We start from the raw sequence: 21,384 nt of genomic DNA, 5'->3' as shown, positions 1-21,384 counted from the left end.
AGTAGGATTGGCTACCGTTTGCCGCTCGAATTCGAGAACGCCAACACCCAACGGCGAGACCGTGAGCGAAGGGCGACGCATGCCAGGGTCACCAAAGGCAACATGGCGTCAGCGGCTGTGGAACTTATCGACACATTCCGACATGCGACACGATGAACGCGTGCGCCGGTCACGCACCATGCATCGCGGGCTAATCGCAATGAGCACTGCAACTACGCACAGCGCATTGGTCAGAAGGCTGGAGCAGTTTTTTATTGCGTAGGCGATCGGGTCGTCGTGCATCTCACCGCGAAATGCAACCATCCAGACGCGGCTGATCCAGTACAGGAGCAGGCAACACAGAATCCACAGCCGATGGGGATGGCTGTACAGCACCGTCACGTCGGTGGATTTCATGTAAAGCGCAAGGACTAGCACTGCAACATAGCCCGAGGCCGATGCGAACGAGTGCTCGCCATCACGCCTTTGAAGAAGCCGAAATGCGAAGCGATCTGCTCTGCAAAGCATTGATCGCCTGAAGGTACAGCGGTCAGGAAACGAGTTCAGCAGACCTTCCGTACTATTCTGTCTCGGTTTGTCGCGATTTGAGGCGAAGCTCAGAGAATGCATACCCGACGAACTGTGGTCCCTCGTCGAACCGTTGCTACCCGTTGGGGCGCTCGCAACAGCTCCTGAGCCGATAGAGGTTCACGGACTGAGTACCGTCACAGCGGGAAATCGCATCAGATACGAGGTGTCTCGACTGTCTCCCATATAGCGAATATCAAGCAACCTCCCCGGGCGAACAGGATCGGCCGCCACGCCGCGAGCAACCAGACGCTCCAGGACGTCATGACGCAGCCAGAAAAGCGTCCCATCGTAAATCGCGGGCAGATAGTCCGTCTGGAATTCAGCGACGGAGTATATCCCGCTGTTGCTGCTCCAAAGGCCATGTGTTTCGATGACTTCCGGACGTTCCTTGCTCAGATAGTCCGCAAACCCTGCATACCCGCGACGCGCCAGCGATGGGTTGGTCAACAGCGCCGAATCCAGAATGTCCAGACGTTCGCAGCACAGTGCGGCACCACCAACGTCTGGCGTCATGAACTTGAGCGTCGGTTGCCCCAGATACTCGCGCAGATGATCAACCGAAGCACCCGTCATCGCGTAGTTCGCTGGCGTAATTCCGCGCCAGTCACCGGGGAAATCGTGCCACGCTCTTTTTCGGGCCGCGTCTCCCGCCGCATTCAGCGCAGCGGGCAGCACGCCACGCGTCGCCGCACCAAGGATTACCGTGTCGACGTTGTCGCGCAGCAACGCAATGTTGAACAGGAAAGTTCCAGAGAGGCACAGCAAAAGCCCACGAAATACATATGGCTGACGCATATTCGCAAAACGTTCTGCGAGAGAAAGGACGAATAGGGGAACCACGGCCATGAACATCCGCCCGGTATAGCCCCAATTTTTTCCGGATACGAGCGCGAATACGGCAAAAGAAAATATTAGAAGTACAGGCATCGGATCCAGACGGCGCTTTTTCTCTCCCTTCCGGCTCAGGTACATGCCAGCCAGAAACGCGGCATTCACGAAAAGGAAATCCTTGAGACCGCGCAGCTTTACCAATACGCCGTCCCAGCCTTTTTTACTGTAGGGCATTTGCAGCTTGGCCAGGATGGTATTCGGCAATAGCGTGCCGAAGACACGATACCTCCAGATTGTCATCAGCAGAAAGCAAAGCATGAGCCAGACGCACATTCGAATGGCATGCGGCCTATCCTGCGGGCAAAACACGACCATCCAGCCAAGCGCGAATCCCAGATAGAACACCGCCTCGAAGCGAGTCAGCATCAGAAGCGGCAACAGTGCATAGGCGAGTGTCGATCGCGCGCGCCAGGAGAGCACGAACGCAAACAGCAGCAACGCAAAGACCGTCATTTCCATGCCATTGATGATCTCGGCCTGACAGGCTGGCAGCAGCCCCAGCAAGCACACCACGATGAGGCGATGCGTTGGGCTCGGCAGGCACGGTTCAAGTGCGCGCCACACGAGCACCAGGGTAGCGCTCATTGCGATGAAGGAGAGCAACTGCGCCGTCATGATCGCATCCAGAAAGCCTGGATGCATCATCCACTGCCCTATCGCCAACATCGCCGTCATGAGCAAAGTTGACGTACCTTCGGCCGGCGCCGAAGCTGATGTCAACGCGAGTACCCCGTCTCGCCCGAGTGTATGCGCATAGGCAATAGTGATGGCGCCGTCGTCCCAGCCATAAGGGCCGACCAGCGCTATCGCTGTCAACGAAAGCGCCGCATACGCGACGACGAAGAAGAACCCGGTGGCTCCAACTCTTCCCTCGACACTGTGTGTAAGGTTCTCGGACATAGCCAGTCGACGTAAGTAGGATGGCTGATCATACATCGGGCAAGCGGCGAGGGAACGTGGCCCCGAATATGGACACAGGTTGCTTCTACTTGATACGGCACGTCGGAAGATGAATGCGTTCCGTTTTGTACTGACCATTGTCCGATTTGCGCGTGACGAAATGCGAAGTGATTTGCGAACGCGGCATGCACGAGTCAGAGAATTGCTCGATGCGCACTCCTTGTTCAAAACCGCGATCGAAACCGCATCAGGCAAAAAGTGCGACGTCCTTCGGCCGATCGGCGGCATGGAAGACTACCGGTAGGGTCCGCCAATCCGCATGCTAGCCGACATGCACCCGCAGCATCTCCAGCCACAGCGAACTCACATACAGCAACAAGCCGATAAATCCGCCGACGATCGTCCCATTGATGCGGATGTACTGCAGATCCTTGCCGATATTCAACTCGACCTGCCGTGACATCTCATGCGCGTCCCAGTTCTTCACGGTATCGCTGATATGGCGCGTGAGGAACCGCGCGAAATCCGGCGCCATCGCGCGCGCCGCGTCCTCGAGGTGATCGTTCAGCGATTGCCGCAGCGCTGGATCGCGCGCGAGTTCGCGGCCGACCCACGCGCCCATCGCGGCGACACGCCCATGCAGTGCCGAATCGGCGTTTTGCAGATCGCGCTTGAGCCACGCGCGCAACTCCCCCCACATGTCCTTCACGTAGCTGCCGAAAGCATCGCCTTCGACCAGATAGCGCTTCAGTGCTTCGCCTTGCTGCAGGAACACAGGATCGGTCTTCAGCCGCACGATCAGCTTCTGCACCGCCTGGTCGAACTTGTCGCGCAGCTCGTGCGTGGGGTTCTGCGCGATCTGTTCGAGCATACGGTTCGCGGCGCTCGCGATCGCCTCCGCCCCCTTCTCGCCGAGCCATACCGACGGAAGAAACTTCTCCATACTTGGATACTCGCTTTTCACCCAATCGACGATGCGCGCGGCAATGAATTCGCGCGCCGGCGCCTCGCGCAGCACCGCGATCACCTGATCGATCGCGGTGTCGAGCAGTTCCTGATGGCGGCCGTCGCGCGTCAGCGTGTCGAGAATCGCGCCGAGCGATTGCGACAGATCGACCTTCGCGAGCACGTCGCGCAACCCGTCCCTGATGAAGTTCTGAATGCGCGCGTCGTCGGCCACGTCGAGGATGCCGCCGGTGAGCCGCACCACGTAGTCGCCGAGGCGCGCGGTGTTGGCCGATTCGCTGAGCCATGCGGTGATGGTCTGCGCCGGATCGTGCCGGCGGATCAGACCGACCAGCGACGGCACGTCGAGAAACTTGTCCTGCACGAAGTGCGCGAGGTTGTCGGCGATCTTGTGCTTGTTGCGCGGGATGATCGCGGTGTGCGCGGACACGAGCGGAATCGGCACGCGGCGAAACAGCGCCGCGACCGCGAACCAGTCGGCGAGCGCGCCGACCATCGCGGCCTCGGCGACGGCCTTGATGCCGTCGACCCACAGGCCGCGCGGCAGGAATGCGGCGACGACGAAAACGCAGGCGGCCGCGAGCAGCAGCAGTAAAGGCGTGCGCTTGGCCTTCTTCAGTTCGGTGGTCTTGTCCATCGGGCGCGGTTGATCGTGTCGGGCGGCGGCTGGAAAGTCGGCGGGCTCAGCCGGTTCGGTTGCAATGATGCGGTACGGCCCGCGCGCGCGTCCAGCCTGGATACGCGCCGGCGCTTCGGCAAGGTAACATTCGCGATTGGGCTCCTCGGCGAAATCAACGCAAGAGGACGCAACGCAATCGAAATGGAGGCACAGTGATCAGGTTTCTGCACACCGCGGACTGGCAGATCGGCACGCAATTCGGTCAGTTCGAACCGGACGAGGCCGCGCATCTCGCCCAGGCGCGCTTCGACACGGTGCGCCGCATCGCCGAAGAAGCGGCCGCGCGCAACGTCGACGCGGTGCTCGTCGCGGGCGACGTGTTCGATCTGCAGACGGTGTCGGACACCGTGATCCGACGGTTGTTCGCCGCGCTACAAGCGTTTTCCGGAGCGTGGATCATGCTGCCGGGCAATCACGACGCGGCGCTCGTCGAAAGCGTGTGGACCCGCGCGCAGCGGCTCGATTGCGTGCCGCCGAACGTGCGACTCGTGCTCGAAGCCGGCGTCGTGCTGCTCGACGCGTGCCGTTGCGCGCTGCTGTGCGCGCCGCTCACGCAGCGCATCACCTACGACGACACCACCGCGTTCTTCGATTCCACCGATACTCCGCCAGGCTATCACCGCGTGGGGCTCGCGCATGGCAGCGTCGGCGGCATTCTGCAAGACGGCATCGATTCGTCGAATCCGATCGCGCCGACGCGCGCCGCCAGTGCGCGGCTCGACTATCTGGCGCTCGGCGACTGGCATGGCCATCTGCGTGTCGACGAACGCACGTGGTACGCGGGCACGCACGAGCAGGACCGTTTCCGCGCGAACGAGCCGGGCTTCGTGCTCGACGTTACCGTCAGCGATCCCGGTGCGGTGCCGCAGGTCGCCGCGGTGCGGGTCGGGCAATACCGGTGGCATCGCTGGGACGAGACGATTTCGGTGCCGACCGATGTCGATGCATTGAAAACCCGCCTCGCCGAACTCGGCGCGAATGACGTGCTGCGCATCGAGGTCGGCGGCACCGCGGCGCTCGCCGATGCCGAGGCGCTGCATGTCGCGGTCGAACAGGCGCGCGCGGGCGTGCGCGCGTTGCGTGCCGATCTGGGCAGTCTGCACGTGCTGCCGACCGCCGACGATCTCGCCGAACTCGGCGCGCAAAGCGGCTATCTCGCGAAGGTGGTGGCGCGGCTGCGCGGCCTGCAGGAAGACGCGCAGGCCGATCCGCAAGAGGCGCGGCGCGCGGCCGAGGCGTTGCTGCTGCTGGCGCGTTTTCAGCGCGACCAGCGGCAACGCGATTCGCAGGCCGCAACACCCGCGCAGACGCGCGAGCGGCAGCAACCTGAAGCGCCGCGTGAAGGAGCCCCCGCATGAAGCTGCAGCGTATCGCGATTCAGGAATTCAGGCAGTTCGGCGGGCAGATCGTGATCGACGATCTGCAGCCCGGTCTCAATCTGTTCATCGGCCCGAACGAGGCCGGCAAAAGCACGATTGCCGAGGCGGTGCGCACGGTGTTCCTCGAACGCTACAAGGCGTCGCATCTGAAAGACCTGTTGCCGTGGGGGCTCGCGAGCGGGCAGCCGTCGGTCGAGGTCAGCTTCGAGCTCGATGGTGTGGCGTGCCGTCTGTCGAAGCAGTTCGTGTCGCGTCAGCGTTGCGAGCTGAGGATCGGCCAGGCCGTGTATAGCGAGGACGAAGCCGAAGACAAGCTCGCCGCGCTGCTCGGCTTCTCGCGCGCGGCGCGCGGTCCGATGAAAGCCGAGAACGCCGGCGTGCCGGGTCTGTTGTGGGTGCAGCAAGGCGGCACGCAGGAGATGCGCGATTCGACCGGGCACGCGGCACAGTATCTGCGCGACGCGCTCACGCAACTGTCGGGCGGCCGCGAAGCGGGCGGCGAGGACGCGCTGATCGCGGCCGTGCAGCGCGAGCTGCGGCAACTGCTGACCGCGCGCACGCAGAAGTCGACCGGGCCGCTCGCCGAGGCGGAGCAGAAGCTCGCCTCGCTGATCGCGAGCCGCGACGAGCTGCAACAGCAGCGCCAGCAGTTCGACGACAACATCGCGCGCCTCGCCGCCCAACAGCAGGCATTCGACGAAGCCGAGCGCAGGCGTCCCTGGGAGCTTCACGAGCAGAAGGCCGCGCTCGCGCAGCAACGTGCCGCGGCGGTCGAACAACTCGAACGCGGTCTCGAAGGGCTCGCGCACTCGCTGAAGATCGGCGAGGCCGAACTCGCGTTGTCGGTGCAGCACGAGCAGGGCGCGCTCGAACTGGAGGCGGCCATCGCGCGCGAACGCGAGCAGCTCGACGCGGCGCGCGCCGAGGTCGCGGCCGCGCAAACCGCGCATGCGCAGGCGCAAAGCCGTGTGGCGCAGTTCGAGCAGGCATCGGCCGAGGCGAACCGCGCGCTCGAACTCGCGAACGCGGCCGTAACCGCCGCCGATCTGCGCAGCCAGGTCGATTTCTATCGGGCGGAGGGCCAGCGGCTCGAAGCGTCGATCGGCGAGGCGGACAAGGCGAACGCGGCGGTGTTGCAGGCCGCGCGAGACGCGGCGGCGCTCGAACTCGACGACGCGCAGTTCAAGCGCCTCGTAGCGCTCGACGGCGAATTGACCGTGTTGCGCGCGCGGACCGAAGCGGCGATGACGCGCATCGAGTACAGCTTGAATGGCGAATTGAGCGTCGGCGATCAGACGATCAGCGGCACGGGCGTGCTGCATGTCGACGATGAAAAGCGCATCGGTCTCGGGAAGCTCGGCGAATTGCGCGTGATTCCGGGCGTGTCCGATCTGTCCGCGCGGTTGTCGGAGCTGGCGTCGCTCGAGGCGAAGCACGCGCAGTTGCTGCGCTCGCTCGGCGTCGCGTCGGTGGGCGATGCGCAGGCGCGTCACGAGCAATGGAAATCGCTGGTCGCGCAACAGAAGAGCCAGGCGAGGATACTCGAAGTCCATGCGCCGCAAGGCATCGATGCGTTGCGCGCGGCGCTGGCATCGACGGCGGCGCGCTTGCAGGCGTCGAGCGAGCGCCTTGCCAGTCTGCCCGACGTGTCCGCGGCGCCGCCGGTCGACGACGCGCGCCGCAACGCCGACATCGCGCGCGACGCGTTGGAGACCGCGCGCAAGGTGCTCGCGCAGGCGGCGGGCGCGCAATCCAGCGGCGTTGCGAAGGCCGATTCGCTCACGGCGCAGTTGCAGCGTAAAGAAGCGCAGTTGAACGACGAAGCGTTTCGGCGCAACCGCGCGCGGTGGCAGGCGCACATCGTCGAGCAACGCGTCAAGGTCGATGCGCTGAAGAACCAGCGCGGCGAGCGCGAGCGCGAACTCGATGCGGCGCGTCTGGACGACCCCGTGGCGGAGGCGAAGCGCTATCGCGCATCGGCGGACCTCGCGCGCAACGAGCAGCACGAGCGTCAACTGCGGATCGCGGAGCTGCGTAGCCAGCTCGAAACGATGGGCGCATCGGGCCTCGGCGAACGGCTTGCCGCGCTCGAAGCCCAGGTTGAGCAGGCCACGCGTCGCAACGACGAACTGCGCCTGCGCGCGAGCGCGCTGAGTCTGCTCGACGAAGTGCTGGTCGACGAACGCGACGCCGCGCTCGCCCAACTGCGTGCGCCGTTGACCGAGCGGGTCGGTCACTACCTGAAGCGGCTTTTTCCGCAGTCGAGCCTCGCGCTCGGCGACGATCTGATTCCGGCGATGCTCGATCGCGACGGCCGCGCGGAACTGCTCGATGCGCTCAGCTTCGGCACGCGCGAACAGCTCGGCATCCTGACGCGGCTCGCGTACGCGGATCTCTTGCAGGCCTCAGGCCGGCCGACTCTGCTGATGCTCGACGACGCCGCGGTACACACCGATGCCGCGCGCCGCGACGCGCTCAAACGCGCGTTGATCGACGCGGCGACGCGGCATCAGATTCTGGTGTTCACGTGCCATCCGGAGTTGTGGGACGACCTGGGCGTGAGGCAGCGGGCGGTGCAGGATCTGAAGGTGGCGTGAGCGGGGCGGGCTGGTACCACCCGGTACGGTCCGCTTACCCGTACCACCGCGGCGTGTACACCCACTGCGCGCCGTGATGACCGCAAGCGAATCTTCTCGTCAGCGACGACCCGAGGATCACCATCGTGCGCATGTCCACATCGGCCGAGCGAAGCTCGCCGAGCGTCAGCGTGCGCAGCGTGCCGCCGGGCCGGCCGATATCGCGACCCAGCACCACCTGGGTCGATGGCACGCGATACTCCCGCACGATGTCGAGTGCCTTGTCGAGTTGCCACGGACGCGCGCGCGAGATCGGGTTGTAGAACGCCATCACGAGATCGGCTTGCGCCGCATGGCGCAGGCGGGTTTCGATGATCGTCCACGGCTTCAGGTTGTCCGACAGCGACAGCATGCAGAAGTCGTGGCCGAGCGGCGCGCCGGCCTGCGCGGCGGTCGCGAACGCGGCCGACACGCCCGGCACGATCGATAGTTCGACGGCCGCCCATGCGTCGTTCCGGGAAGCTTCGAGCGCTTCGAGCACGGCGGCCGCCATCGCGAACACTCCGGGGTCGCCCGACGACACCATCACGACCGAGCGGCCTTCGCTCGCGAGCTCGAACGCGTGCCGCGCGCGCTGCATTTCCTCGCGATTGTCGGTGCCGTGCACGCGCTGACCGGCGCGCAGCGGGCCGGCCATTTTCACGTAGGTGTCGTAGCCGAGGATGTCGGTGGCTTCGTTCAACGCGGCGCGCGCGGCCGGGACCATCAGCTCGGCCCGGCCGGGACCGAGGCCGATCACGGTCAGACGGCCGCGGGCACGGCCGAGCGTCGCGGGGTCGATGGCGAGCGGGGAGAGGGCGAGCGCGACGTTGGGGTGTGCGTCGTCGTGCAGCGTTTCGTGGGGGACGCGCAGCGCGGTATGCAGCAAGCTTGCGGCACTCGATTCGCCCTGTTCGGCGCTGGCATCGGCGAAGCGCAGCGGCACCTCGAGAAGCCTTGCCGCTTGCGCGAGCGCCGGGTCGGCCATGCTCGTCGATGGCGCGAGCAAGGCCGCAAGCGAAAGCATCGCGAGACCCTGCGCGTTCAGTGCCGCGCGCACGCGCGCGACGATCGCGTCGGCGGCATCGGCATCGCCGCTGGCGACAGCCGCCACCACACTGCGCGGATGAATGACGAGTTCGTCTTCACGCCCATCCCACGCGCGCGGCGTCACGCGAATCGCGAGACGCGCCGACTCCGAGCGCGGCAGTTGCGCGTCGTCGAGCCACGGCGCGTCGCCTTCGATGCGCGTGCTTTCGCCCGCGAGCAGATCCGACACGAAGCGCTTGCCCTGACCCAGGTCGGCGAGCGCATAGCCATCGGGCGGATTGAGCACGCAGGTGCCGAAACGCAGCTCGCCGCTCGTCGTGATCGCGGGCTGCACGGCCAACGCCGCGGCGATGTCGCGCGCCATCACGTTGACGCCCGCGAGGCCGCCGAGCAGCGGCACGACCGCGCTGCCGTCCTCGGCGACCGCGAGGACCGGCGGCTCGGCGCCTTTGTTCGACAGCAGCGGCGCGAGGCAGCGAATCACGATGCCGGCCGCGCACAGCGCGACGATCGGCGTGCCGCGCGCATACAGCTCGCGCAGATGCGCGCCGAGTTCGCTGTACGAGACGTCGGCGTCGACGCGCCCCTGCAGCGCATGGACCTGGCAGTCCGTGGCAACGCCGGCCGCGGCATGCGCGCCACGCTCGACATACGACGCCTGAATCCGCCGCGCGGTCGCAAGCGCGCCCGTGCCGAGAATCACGATGGCGGGCGCGTTCATCCTTGCCATTTTTGCCCCGGAACGACCAGCAGTGAGAAATACGGCGACGCCATCGGATCGACTTCCGCGAGCGGCACGATGCGCTGATTTCGCATCGTCGCGCGTTCGACGTACAGCGCGCGGTGCGCGAGTCCGAGTTCGTCGAGCACGCGCCGTACCTTGTCGAAATTGCGGCCGAGTTTCATGATGACCGCCGCGTCGGCGTCGGCCAGACGGCGGCGCAATTCATCTTCGGGCAGCACGCCCGACAGCACCGACAAGCTCTGGTTGCGATACACGAGCGGCGCGCCGAGCACCGCCGCGCCGCCGAGCATCGAGCACACGCCGGGCACCACCTCACTGTCGTAGCGCGCCGCGAGCCGGTCGTGCAGATACATGTACGAGCCATAGAAGAACGGATCGCCTTCGCAGATCACCGCGACGTCGCGGCCCGCGTCGAGATGGCCCGCGACGATTTCGGCGGCGGTGTCATAGAAGTCCGCGATGATCGCTTCGTACGACAGCGGCGGTTCGAGCGCTTCGGTGGTGACCGGATAGACGAGCGGCAGATGCTGCTGCGCGTCGTGCAGATGCGCCTCGATGATGCCGAACGCGTTGCCCTTCTTGCCCTTCGCGACGAAATACGCGACCACCGGCGCCGCTTTGAGCAGCCGCAGCGCCTTCAACGTCAGCAATTCCGGGTCACCGGGACCGACGCCGATGCCGTACAGCCGTCCGCGACTCGTTAGCTGGCTCGCCATTTATTCGACCTCCGTCGCAAGCGCGTTGACCGCGGCGGCGGCCATCGCGCTCCCGCCGCGCCGTCCGTGCACGACCACATAGGGGACGCCGCGGCTGTTTTGCGCGAGCGCCGCTTTCGATTCCGCCGCGCCGACGAAGCCGACCGGAAAGCCGAGAATCAGCGCCGGCTTCTGCGCGCCGGCATCGAGCATGTCGAGCAGATGAAACAGCGCAGTCGGTGCATTGCCGATCACGACGACGCTGCCCGCCAGATGCGGGCGCCACAATTCGAGCGCGGCGGCCGAGCGCGTGTTGCCGATTTCGCGCGCGAGCGCGGGCACGTCCGGGTGCGTGAGCGTGCAGATCACTTCGTTGTTCGCGGCCAGCCGCGCGCGCGTGATGCCTTGCGCGACCATGCCCGCATCGCACAGGATCGGCGCGCCTTGCGCGAGCGCGCGGCGGCCCGCGCTGCCGGCGCCGTCGGAGAACGCGAGGTCGTCGATCACGTCTACCATGCCGCACGCGTGGATCACGCGCACCGCGAGCTTTTCGAGGTCGGCGGGGATGCGCGCGAGGTCGGCCTCCGCGCGGATCGTCGCGAACGATTGGCGATAGATTTCCTGACCGTCGCGAATGTAATCAAGCATGTGGAGTACTCCGGGCGAGGCGCGCGAGCAGCGCGGCGGCCTCGTCGATCGTCAGTTGGGGCGCGACGCATTGGCCGAAGCCGGGGCGGCCGTCGCGTCGATAAAGGTCGTAGAGGCCGGGCGCGGCGGCGAGCAGCGTGTAGGGCGCGCGATGGGCTGCCGCGCAGGAGCGCGGACAGCCGGTCAGATGCACGTCGACGCCGGCGGGCAAGCGCTCGGCGAGTTGCAGCGCGTCGGTCTTGGTGTCGGCGAGGCCCTTCGCGCAGCCGGCCGAACCGGCGCAGGCGATCACGTGCGTGATGGCCTGCGCGGGATCGCACGCGAGACCGAGTGCGATCAGCTTCGCGAGCACGGCGGGCACCGCCGTCGTCGCGATGTCGGGCAGCAGCACGCTTTGCCATGGCGTCGCGTGCAACCTGCCGTTGCCGTGTTTTTGCGTGAGCGCAGCCAGGGCGCGCAGCGTGGCCGCATCGATCCGGCCGAGCGGTGGTTGGCCGCCGACATGCGACCTGCCGTCGCCGCGCTGCGCGTGCGCGCCGAGCCGCAGCGATGGGTTGGCGGCGATGTGCCGTTGCCAGTGGCTCAGCGATGCGTCGCGCGCGAGCGGGAAATCGACGTAGCGCTGCGCGTGCTGCAGCAGCGCGTCGGCGCAATGCGTGGCGAGCAGGTCGCGCATGCGGGTCGCGTCGGCTGCGGCGAGGTCGAGGAACGTGTGCAGCAACGCGCGCAGGAGCGCGGGCACGCGCGACGGCGGCACCGCCGCGAGCGCGCCCGTGCCGTTGGAATCGCGATGGTCGCGCGGGTTCGAGTTCTCGCCTGCCGGAGCCGGGCACCCCGCGAGGCCGAACACGAAGCGCACGCCTTCTTCGTCAGCCGACGCCGCGAGCCACACGTCATGCGGATGATCGATCCGCGCAAGCTGTTCGCCGCCGTCGAGCAGCAGCGCGAATTTCGGCGACAACGCTACGAAGCGCGCATCGCCTTGCAGCAGCGCCAGCAGTTCTCCGCACAGTGGCGTCGTGTCGAGCAGCGCGTGCGGATCGCGGCCGGCGGCGGGGCTGATCATCACGTTGCGGACGTCGTCGGCGGAACTGAGCGCGCCCGCCGGTCCAAGCCCCGCGCCGATCAGCGCCGCGCTCAACGCCGCTTCGTGTCCGTCACGCACGCCGCGCAGTTGCAGATTCGCGCGATTGGTCAGTTCGGCGACGCCGTTCGCGTGCCGCGTGCTCGCATCGGCGATCGCGCGTGCCTGCGCCGCGCTCAGGACGCCGCCGGGCAGTTTGATGCGGCAGATGCCGCCGTCGCGCGCGGGGACGATGCGCAGCAACCCCGGACATGCCGAGGGCCGCGGTGTCGTGACCGCGTGGGACGAAACGGTGGGAGGCGAAGCTCGATTCAAAGGGGCACCGGGTTTAGCGTCGCGCGACGGCATGGCTGCGGCCTCGCTGCATGCTGCCCGACGAGGACCGGCGTGAACTGTGCGGCCGAAAAGCGCTGCGGGCTGACCGTGGGCAATGAAAGCGGCCATTATATCTTTACGCTGCGGCCGCAGCGCCTGTTTGCCGGCCATCGCGCGATACCGGTGATCCCGGCAGCATGGCGCTCCGCCGCGAAGCCGCGGGCCGCATGGCGGCGGTATCATGCGGACTTTCGCAACCCGCGCTCCGAGCCTGCGCAAAGCCGCATGCGTGAGCCGGTGCAATCGCTAAAGAATCGACGCAACTGATGAGGATGGATGCATGCCGGCATGGCTGACCGTAGTGGGCATTGGCGACGACGGCTTCGCCGGTTTGGGGCGGCCCGCGCGGCGTGCGTTGCTGGGCGCGTCGGTCGTGTACGGCGGCGAGCGCCATCTGGCGATGCTGCCCGCGCGGCTCGCCGCGCGCCGTGCCGCGTGGCCGCGTCCGTTCGATCTCGCGCCGTTGCTCGCCGAGCGTCCGCACGCGGTGTGCGTGCTCGCGAGCGGCGACCCGATGCTGTTCGGCGTCGGCGCGACGCTCGCGCGGCAGTTGCCGGCCGGCGAGTTGCGCGTGCTGCCGGCGCCGTCGTCCTTGTCGCTCGCGGCCGCGCGGCTCGGCTGGGCGTTGCAGGATGTCGCGACCGTCTCGCTGGTCGGCCGACCGCTTGCCGCGCTGAATGCGCATCTGCGTGACGGCGCGCGTCTGTTCGTGCTGAGCGCGGACGGGCGCACGCCCGCGGCACTGGCGGCCTCGCTCGATGCGCGCGGTTTCGGCGCGACTGCCATGACCGTGCTCGAACATCTGGGCGGCGCACGCGAACGGCGTGTCGATGGCCGCGCGGATCAATGGCCGGCCGGCGAGATGGCCGCGCTCAATCTGATCGCGCTCGAGTGCCGCGCGTCGGCGCATGCGCCGCGTCTGCCGCTGACCTGCGGTTTGCCCGACGACGCCTTTATCCACGACGGCCAGTTGACCAAGCGCGACGTGCGCGTCATCACGCTCGCGCGCCTCGCGCCCGCGCCCGGCGAATTGCTGTGGGACGTCGGCGCGGGCAGCGGTTCGATCGGAATCGAATGGATGCGCGCGCATCCCACGTGTCGCGCGATCGCGATCGAAGCGAACGAAGCGCGGCAGCGCTTCATCGAACAGAATCGCGATGCTTTGGGCGTGCCCGGGCTGCAGCTCGTGGCCGGCCGCGCGCCCGACGCGTTGCGGGGACTGCCGGCGCCGCACGCGGTGTTCATCGGCGGTGGGGTGACGGAGCCCGACGTGCTCGACACCTGTTGGACACAACTGCGCGACGGCGGCCGGCTCGTCGCGAACGCGGTGACGCTGCAAGGCGAGGCGGTGCTCGCCGCATGGCGCGAGCGGCATGGCGGTACGCTGACGCGCATCGGGCTCGCTCACGCGCAACCGCTCGGCGGCTTCGATACGTGGCGCCAGGCGTTGCCGATCACACTGCTCGACGTGACCAAACCCGCCAAACCATCGGCCGATTCGTGATGCGCGACGAGACTCCCGAACAGCCGGCGCCGCTGCGCAGCGGCTATACGACCGGCAGTTGCGCGACCGCGACGTCGCTCGCGGCCGCTCGTCTACTGCTGGCGGGCGAGGTCAGCGAGGTCGCGGAGATCGTGTTGCCGAAGGGCCAGCACGTGCCGATGCGGCTCACGTTCTGCCGGCTTGCCGCGACCGACGGCGAACGGATCGCCGAAGCGGGCACGATCAAGGACGCCGGGGACGATCCCGACGTGACCCACGGTGCGCTCGTGTTCGCGCGCGTGCGCCTCGTGCCCGGGCCCGGTGTGATCTTTCGCGCGGGGCCGGGCGTCGGTACGGTCACGCGCGCGGGGCTCACGCTGCCGGTCGGCGAACCGGCGATCAATCCGGTCCCGCGCCAGATGATCACGCAGCACCTCGACGAACTCGCCGCGCGCCACGCGTATCGCGGCGGCTTCGAAGTGACGATCGGCGTCGAAGGCGGCGAAGCGCTCGCGCTGAAAACGATGAACCCGCGACTCGGGATTGTCGGTGGGCTGTCGATACTCGGCACCACCGGCATCGTGCGGCCGTTTTCGTGCTCGGCGTATATCGCGTCGATCCATCAGGGCATCGACGTCGCGCGCGCGAACGGCTATACGCATGTGGCCGCCTGCACCGGCAACGCGAGCGAGGACGCGATGCGCGCGCATTACGGCCTGCCCGATATCGCGCTGATCGAAATGGGCGATTTTGTGGGCGCAGTGCTCAAGCATGTGAAGCGCGCGCCGGTCGAGCGACTGAGCATTTGCGGCGGCTTCGGCAAGCTCAGCAAGCTCGCGGCTGGCCATCTCGATCTGCATAGCCGCAACTCCAGCATCGATCTCGAACAACTCGCCGGCTGGGCTGCCGCGCATGGCGCCGACGCCGCGCTGCAAGCGGCGATGCGCGCGGCCAACACGAGCCAGCAGGCGCTCGCGCTCGCTCACGCGCGGCAGGTGCCGCTCGGCGATATCGTCTGTCAGCACGCTTTGGCCGTTGCTCGCGATATCGTGCCGCCGCAGGTCAGCGTCGAAATCTTCGCGATCGACCGGCAGGGCAACATCGTCGGAGTCGCGCGATGACGCGCATCCTGCTGCTCGGCGGCACTGGCGACGCGCTGAAGATCGCGCGCCAACTCGGTCCCGCGCATGTGTACAGTCTCGCGGGACTCGGCAAGGTCCCCGACGACTTGAAGTGCGCGGTGCGCGTCGGCGGTTTCGCCGGCAGTGCGGGTCTGGCGCGTTACCTCGCGAGCGAAGCGATCGGCCTCGTGATCGACGCGACGCATCCGTACGCGGCGCGGATCAGCGCGAATGCCGTAGACGCGTGCCGCGCGGCGAAGGTGCCGTGCTGGGCGCTGCGGCGTCCAGCGTGGCAGCCGCAAGCCGGCGACGACTGGCGCATGGTCGATGACTGGGACGAACTGATCGACACGCTCGCGCCGTTCAGGCGGCCGCTTTTCACGCTCGGGCGCGAACCGCTCGCGCATCTCGACGAGATTCCGCCGCATCAATTCTGGACCGTGCGCGTGCTCGATTCGCATCCGGACACGGCGCGCTCGCGCATCCTCGCGGCGCGCGGACCGTTCACGCTCGACGGCGAACGCGCGCTGTTCGCGCTGCAGGCGTTCGACGTGGTCGTCAGCAAGAACAGCGGCGGCGGCGCGACCGAGGCGAAGCTCGAGGTCGCGCGCGAACGCGGCTTGCCGGTGATCATGCTGCGACGGCCGGTGTTGCCCGAGATCGATCGCGAGTTCGCCAGCGTTGCCGATCTTCTCGATGCGTTGTCCGCGCAGGCGAATGCGGATTCGGGTAAGTGAGCAAATAACTGGAGTACTGAATGACAGTGTTTTTTATCGGCGCGGGTCCGGGCGACCCGGAACTGATCACGGTCAAAGGGCAGCGTCTCGTGCGCAGTTGTCCGGTGATCCTGTATGCGGGGTCGCTGGTGCCGGCCGCGGTGCTCGAAGGTCATGGCGCGCAACAGGTGATCAACACCGCGGAGCTCGATCTCGACCAGATCGTCGCGCTGCTCGCGGCGGCGCACGCGAAGGGCCAGCATGTCGCGCGCGTGCATTCGGGCGATCCGTCGCTGTACGGTGCGATCGGCGAGCAGATCCGCCGTTTGCGCGAGCTGGCCATTCCTTACGAAATCGTGCCCGGCGTTACCGCGACGGCCGCATGCGCGGCGGCGCTCGGCTGCGAGTTGACGCTGCCCGACGTGTCGCAGACGCTGATCCTCACGCGCTACGCGAGCAAAACGTCGATGCCCGAAGGCGAGCAGTTGGGCGATCTCGCGCGGCATCGCGCGACGCTGGCGATTCACCTCGGCGTGCGGCATCTCGCGCGCATCGTCGATGAGTTGCGGCCGCATTACGGCGGCGCGTGTCCGATCGCGGTGATCTATCGCGCGAGTTGGCCCGACGAGGAAAAGATCACTGGCACGCTCGACGATATCGTCGCGAAGGTGCAGGGCAGCGCGATCGAGCGCACCGCGCTGATTCTGGTCGGCCAGGTGCTGGCCGCCGAAGGGTTCGCCGATTCGACGCTGTATGCGAAGGGCAGTTGACGGCGCCGTGAAAGCCTTTCTGGCGTCAGGAAGCCGCGTGCGTTGTCGATCATAATGTGACGCAGCGCGCGAGCCTGGCCGCCCGTCTGCTGGCAAAACGCGAAGCGCGAAAACGCGAAAATCAGCAAGTTCTGCACCGCCTCGCGGCGCGCAGACCGCTATCGTGGCGCCATGATGAAGCCCAGCACCGAACGTGATTACCGTCGACGGATCGCTCGCGTGGTCGAGGCCATTCTGGTCGAGCCCGGCGCGCGACACACGCTCGACAGCCTCGCGGCCGTCGCGCATATGTCGCCGTATCACTTCCACCGGATTTATCGGGCGTTGATGGGCGAGAGCGTCGGCGACACCGTCAAGCGTCTGCGGCTCGCCGAGGCGGCCCAGCGATTGACCGACGCCGCGCAGGTCACCGCGGTCGCGCACGACGCCGGCTACGACAGTCCCCAAGCATTCGCGCGCGCGTTTCGCGATTTCACCGGTGTGTCGCCGAGCGAATTCAGGACCCGGCAGGGGCATCTGGTGGCGAATCCGGCGGTTTCGACAGCTTCGGCGCGGACCCTGCGAACGGCGCAAGCGCGCATCGCGCAGCGAGGCGACGGCGATGGCGATGGCGCCCGCATTCACGATGGCGTCGACGGTAATCGTGACGAAAGCACCGAAAGCCAAAGCCCGCCCGCGCTGCCGTCCGTCGAAGTCACCGAGCTCGCGCCGCTCGACGTGCTATGCCTTCGCCATGACGGCCCGATCGCGACGATCGGCCAGACCTTCCACACGCTGATGACGACGCTGCGCTGCGACGAGAACCCGCTGTTGCAACAGCGGGTCGGCATTTGCGCGCGCGATCCGTCGATGGCTGGCGGATTTTGCTATCACGCGGCAATTGTCGCGGGCTCGCAGGCGGCGTTGAGCAGTGCGATGGAGCGGCTCGACGAAGCCGCGCAACGCCCGCGTGTTGCCGGGCCGCCGCCGGGCATCGAGCCGCTGCGGCTCGAAGGCGGGCTGTATGCGGTGCACCGCCTCGTCGGCCCTTATGCGCTGATCTCGCCCACTTTCAGGGCGCTGTACAGCGGCTGGCTGCCGCGCAGCGGCTACCGGCGCGATCAGCGGCCGGGGCTGGAACTGTATCGAAGCACGCCCGATCGCAGCGAGCAACATCCCTGCGTCACCGATCTACTGATCCCCATTTGCGAGAACTAACCATGATGCGTCGAGGTTGTGCCGCGCTGTCGAGCGCGGTGGTGGTGTCGTTGACCGCGGCGTTGTCAGGGGCGCTGTCTGGCGCGATGTGGGCTTCGTTGCCGGCGAACGCCATCGCGCAAACCGCCCCCGCCGGCTGGCATGTCGGCGAAACGAGCCGCGTATTTCACCCCGCCGTGACCCGCAACTGGCGCGGCGCGCAAACGCAGGCGCTGATCACGCGCATCTGGTACCCGGCCGATGCGGCGCAACCTGAGACGCCTCACGATATCGGCGCGCCGGGCCATCCGATGTTCGTCGGCCACGCGGCCGCCGACGATGCCCCGCTGTCCGCCGCGCAGCCCAAATACCCGTTGCTGCTGCTATCGCACGGCACCGGCGGCAGCGCGGACAGTCTCGACTGGCTCGCGGCCTCGCTGGCCGCGCAGGGCTATATCGTCGCGGGCGTCAACCATCCGGGTAACAACGCGCTGGAGCCGCGCACGCGCGACGGCTTCATCCTCTGGTGGGAGCGCGCGACCGATTTGAGCGAAGTGCTCGACGGGGTGCTCGCGGACCCGCGTTTCGGTCCGCGCGTCGACACCACGCGGATCGGCGCGCTGGGCTTTTCGCTCGGCGGCTATACGGTGCTCGAAGTCGCGGGCGCACGGACCGATCGCGTCGCATTCGAGCGCTTTTGCACGTCGCCCGAAGCCGATGCGATCTGCTCGCCGCCCGAAGCCGCCAATCTCGCGCACGCGCCGGGCGCGCCGGCGCTGACGGTCGAGGGGCTATCGGCGGAAACGAACGCGTCGCGCGCGCGCTCGGGCGACTCGTATCGCGATCCGCGCGTCAAAGCCGCGTTCGCGATCGCACCCGCGCTCGGCGAGGCATTCAACAGTGCGTCGTTCAGGGAAGTGACGATTCCGGTCGCGCTGCTCGCGGGCGAGGCGGACACGACCGCGCCAGTCAACACCAACATTCACCGCATCGCGGGCTTCATGCCGCAAGCGAAGGTGACGATGGTGCCGGGCGCCTCGCACTATACGTTCATGGATGTGTGCGAGCCCGAGGCGATGGAGCGTCTGGCGCCGATCTGCAAGGACGGGCCGGGTGTCGATCGCGCCGCGATTCATGCGCGAACGGCGGCACAGGTGCGTGATTTCTTCGCGGCGACGCTGCCGGCGGGCGGCTCGTAGCGCTCGCGAACGCAAGTGGTTCGCGACGCCGCGCGACTCAGTCCTCGAGCGGCGACAAGGCCTTGAGTGGTGCCGGTTTGTCGTCGCCGAACCGGATCGTTGGGACCAGCGCGAGCAGCGCGACCACGAATAGCGCGATCACGAACATCGACACGAAGGTCAGATGCAGCGACTGGTGCAGCACGAGCCGGACCAGATCGCTGTCGCCGAGGTCGGCGGCGCGGTTCTGCAGCAGCGCCTTTAGCTGATCCGACGTAACCGTCGCGACGCCCTGCGAATGACTGAGCCCGAAGTTCAGCACCGCGCCGAACAGCGTCGCGCCGAGCGTGCTGCCGAGATTGCGCGAAAACAGGTTCGACGCGGTCGCGCTGCCGCGTTCGTCCATTCTGACGATCTCCTGGATCAGCACGAGCGAACTGACGCTCGAGGTCCCCATGCCAAAGCCCATGATCAGCGACGCGAACCCGGCAACGAGCGGCGACGCGCCCGGCGACAGCAACAGCAGCAGCACCGCGCCGAGCGGCACGAACGCGCTGCCGCAGATCAGGATGCGCCGCAAACCGAGCCGGTGAAACGACTTCGCCGCGAACGTCGCGCCGGTGGGCCAGCCGACCATCATCATCGTCAGCGCGAGGCCGGCCACCACGGGCGAACGATGCAGCACGCCCTGCACGTACATCGGCAGGAACGTGGTCGCGCCCATCAGGATCATGCCGGCCAGCACCGTCGCGCCGTTGCACGCGGCGATCGGGCGGCGGCTCCATAGCGCGAACGAGATCATCGGTTCGGCCGCGCGACGCTCCTGCAGCACGAACAGCAGCACGCACAGCACGAAGACGCCGCCTGCGAGCGAGGCTGGCGCCAACGCGTCGTCGCCGGCGTAGGTCAGCGCCATCATCAGGGCTGCGATCGCGGTCATGAACAGCGCGGCGCCGGCGAAGTCGATGGACGGCCGCGCGTGCCGTTCGGATTCGCGCAGGAACGCGATGAAGCCCGCCGCCGACGCGAGCCCGATCGGCACGTTCATCCAGAAGATCCACGCCCACGACAGGTTGTGAATGATGAAGCCGCCGACCATCGGACCCACGACCGCCGAAATCGCCCACACGCTCGCGAGATAACCCTGCACCTTGCCGCGTTCGCGCGCCGGGTACAGATCGGCGACGACGGTCAGCGTGACCGGCTGGATCGCGCCCGCGCCGATCCCCTGGATCAGGCGGAACACGATCATCGCCGGCATCGACCACGCGAAGCCGGCGAGCACCGAGCCGACGAGGAAGATCGCGATGCCCGCGAGGATCACGGGCTTGCGCCCATAGAGGTCGGCGAGCTTGCCGAACACCACCGTCATCGCGGTCTGCGTGAGCAGGAACGACGAGAACACCCAACTGTATAAATGCAGGTCGCCGAGTTGCGAGACGATCTGCGGCATCGCGGTCGACACGATGGTCGCTTCGATCGCGACCATCGCCATCGAGGCCATCACGGCGGCGATCACGAGCGGGCGTGAAGATTGAGTATTGCGGGACATGAAGGGCGTAGTATCGATATGTTGAATGCGTCGACGGCCCGGAGGAGGCCTTGCTGCGACGCATCGGCGCGGCCGCGCGTGGCGGCCGGTCAGGAGTATGCACCTTGCGGAGAATGCGTGCTCGCGCCTGGGCAGCCGGCGAGCCGGCCGGATTGGGCACGACCGTTGCGTATTCGGATTTCCCTTTGACACACGGAGGACAATCATGAGGATCGAATTCACCGGACGCCGGGAAGTGGTGGCTGCTGCGCGCGTCGCCTACGAGGCCAATGTGGACGGGAAGGACGTATGGTGCAGCGTATCGCTCGACGCGCTCAACGACCATTTCGGCAATGGCAGCCTCGGCAACGGCGCCCCGTCTGCTCACGATCTGGTGGGAGCGTTCGAGGCGAACCGCGCCCGCATTGAAAATGCTACGCGGCGGGTGCTCGAACGCAACGGGGGACGGTCCGTGGAGCTCGAGACGCGCGACTTCGATTGAACGGCCCGCTTGCTCGTATCGGGTCAAGCCATTCGTGCCGCGGTGGAAAGGACTCTTCCATCGCGGCGACTTATCCGCGACGCCGGCGCGGCTACAGTATCGACGCGCACACCGTTTAACGCGTGTGAGAGAGAGAGTTGGACCCGGCTGCCGGCAGCCGGGTCTTTTTTATGGCACGTGCAGGCACGCCATGATTTCGCTGGCAATTCGCGGCAGGAGCGTCCGACGATTAGCACGGTGATTCGCGCGACGATTGAAAGGCTGCGGTATAGTCGCGGCAACTTTAAATCCGTCTCTTCGATTCTCTGGA

At 67.0% G+C, this 21,384-nt stretch carries 17 protein-coding genes; 9 read left to right on the top strand and 8 right to left on the bottom strand.

What is annotated here, in order from left to right; translation table 11 throughout:
* Positions 1-108 precede the first annotated feature (108 nt).
* The 3 genes from OKW45_RS07060 to OKW45_RS07050 all read right to left on the bottom strand — a co-directional run bounded on the left by OKW45_RS07060 (position 109) and on the right by OKW45_RS07050 (position 3,964).
* Complete coding sequence (locus tag OKW45_RS07060) at positions 109-396, bottom strand: hypothetical protein (RefSeq protein WP_429466807.1); 288 nt, start codon at positions 394-396, stop codon at positions 109-111.
* Between the two features lie 291 nt (positions 397-687).
* Complete coding sequence (locus OKW45_RS07055; RefSeq protein ID WP_429466805.1) at positions 688-2,361, bottom strand: hypothetical protein; 1,674 nt, start codon at positions 2,359-2,361, stop codon at positions 688-690.
* A gap of 322 nt (positions 2,362-2,683) precedes the next feature.
* Positions 2,684-3,964, bottom strand: a complete 1,281-nt coding sequence (locus OKW45_RS07050) for a DUF445 domain-containing protein (protein WP_018425224.1) — start codon at positions 3,962-3,964, stop codon at positions 2,684-2,686.
* Positions 3,965-4,158: 194 nt separating this feature from the next.
* Here OKW45_RS07050 and OKW45_RS07045 point away from each other — a divergent pair, with 194 nt between their 5' ends.
* Together OKW45_RS07045 and OKW45_RS07040 are read left to right on the top strand one after the other, a co-directional pair.
* The gene (locus OKW45_RS07045; protein ID WP_429466803.1) at positions 4,159-5,364 is read left to right on the top strand and encodes a metallophosphoesterase family protein; all 1,206 of its coding nucleotides are present in this window, start codon (positions 4,159-4,161) and stop codon (positions 5,362-5,364) included.
* Positions 5,361-7,982 carry an AAA family ATPase gene (locus OKW45_RS07040; protein ID WP_429466802.1) on the top strand — a complete coding sequence of 874 codons (2,622 nt, stop codon included), beginning with the start codon at positions 5,361-5,363 and terminating at the stop codon, positions 7,980-7,982. Before OKW45_RS07045 ends, OKW45_RS07040 begins: the two co-directional genes overlap by 4 nt.
* A 34-nt stretch (positions 7,983-8,016) precedes the next feature.
* Here the strand turns inward: OKW45_RS07040 and cobJ are convergent, their stop codons facing one another.
* The 4 genes from cobJ to cobG are packed head-to-tail and all read right to left on the bottom strand — an operon-like array spanning position 8,017 to position 12,570.
* A complete protein-coding gene (cobJ, locus tag OKW45_RS07035) occupies positions 8,017-9,771 on the bottom strand; it encodes a precorrin-3B C(17)-methyltransferase (RefSeq protein ID WP_429469289.1) in 1,755 nt (584 codons plus the stop codon).
* Complete coding sequence (locus OKW45_RS07030; RefSeq protein ID WP_018425219.1) at positions 9,768-10,511, bottom strand: precorrin-2 C(20)-methyltransferase; 744 nt, start codon at positions 10,509-10,511, stop codon at positions 9,768-9,770. The genes cobJ and OKW45_RS07030 overlap by 4 nt, the downstream gene beginning before the upstream one ends.
* Complete coding sequence (locus OKW45_RS07025; RefSeq protein WP_090809844.1) at positions 10,512-11,138, bottom strand: precorrin-8X methylmutase; 627 nt, start codon at positions 11,136-11,138, stop codon at positions 10,512-10,514.
* The gene (gene cobG / locus OKW45_RS07020) at positions 11,131-12,570 is read right to left on the bottom strand and encodes a precorrin-3B synthase (RefSeq protein ID WP_429466798.1); all 1,440 of its coding nucleotides are present in this window, start codon (positions 12,568-12,570) and stop codon (positions 11,131-11,133) included. The genes OKW45_RS07025 and cobG overlap by 8 nt, the downstream gene beginning before the upstream one ends.
* A gap of 307 nt (positions 12,571-12,877) precedes the next feature.
* Between cobG and cbiE the strand changes: the two genes are divergently transcribed.
* From cbiE to OKW45_RS06990, 6 genes are all read left to right on the top strand, one after another.
* A complete protein-coding gene (cbiE, locus tag OKW45_RS07015) occupies positions 12,878-14,101 on the top strand; it encodes a precorrin-6y C5,15-methyltransferase (decarboxylating) subunit CbiE (protein ID WP_429466796.1) in 1,224 nt (407 codons plus the stop codon).
* Positions 14,101-15,201 carry a cobalt-precorrin-5B (C(1))-methyltransferase gene (locus tag OKW45_RS07010; protein WP_429466795.1) on the top strand — a complete coding sequence of 367 codons (1,101 nt, stop codon included), beginning with the start codon at positions 14,101-14,103 and terminating at the stop codon, positions 15,199-15,201. The genes cbiE and OKW45_RS07010 overlap by 1 nt, the downstream gene beginning before the upstream one ends.
* Positions 15,198-15,938 (top strand): cobalt-precorrin-6A reductase, encoded by a 741-nt coding sequence (locus tag OKW45_RS07005; protein WP_429466793.1) that lies wholly within the window; start codon positions 15,198-15,200, stop codon positions 15,936-15,938. The genes OKW45_RS07010 and OKW45_RS07005 overlap by 4 nt, the downstream gene beginning before the upstream one ends.
* A gap of 20 nt (positions 15,939-15,958) precedes the next feature.
* Entirely contained in the window at positions 15,959-16,687 is a 729-nt protein-coding gene (gene cobM / locus OKW45_RS07000; RefSeq protein ID WP_429466791.1) for a precorrin-4 C(11)-methyltransferase, read from the top strand.
* A 171-nt stretch (positions 16,688-16,858) separates the two neighbouring features.
* Positions 16,859-17,884, top strand: a complete 1,026-nt coding sequence (locus OKW45_RS06995) for an AraC family transcriptional regulator (protein ID WP_429466790.1) — start codon at positions 16,859-16,861, stop codon at positions 17,882-17,884.
* A gap of 2 nt (positions 17,885-17,886) precedes the next feature.
* On the top strand, positions 17,887-19,062 hold the full coding sequence (locus OKW45_RS06990) for an alpha/beta hydrolase family protein (RefSeq protein WP_429466788.1): 1,176 nt from the start codon (positions 17,887-17,889) through the stop codon (positions 19,060-19,062).
* A 37-nt stretch (positions 19,063-19,099) separates the two neighbouring features.
* Here the strand turns inward: OKW45_RS06990 and OKW45_RS06985 are convergent, their stop codons facing one another.
* Positions 19,100-20,800: an MDR family MFS transporter gene (locus OKW45_RS06985; protein WP_275426106.1), complete on the bottom strand. Its 1,701-nt coding sequence runs from the start codon at positions 20,798-20,800 to the stop codon at positions 19,100-19,102.
* Between OKW45_RS06985 and OKW45_RS06980 the strand changes: the two genes are divergently transcribed.
* Positions 20,799-21,074, top strand: a complete 276-nt coding sequence (locus tag OKW45_RS06980) for a DUF1488 family protein (RefSeq protein WP_008923225.1) — start codon at positions 20,799-20,801, stop codon at positions 21,072-21,074. The genes OKW45_RS06985 and OKW45_RS06980 overlap by 2 nt on opposite strands.
* Positions 21,075-21,384 lie beyond the last annotated feature (310 nt).

It is taken from the genome of Paraburkholderia lebeckiae (assembly GCF_050436225.1).
GTDB lineage: Bacteria > Pseudomonadota > Gammaproteobacteria > Burkholderiales > Burkholderiaceae > Paraburkholderia > Paraburkholderia tuberum.
The sequence above is the reverse complement of the archived record's forward strand: the minus strand, read 5'-3'. Positions and strand labels throughout refer to the sequence as shown.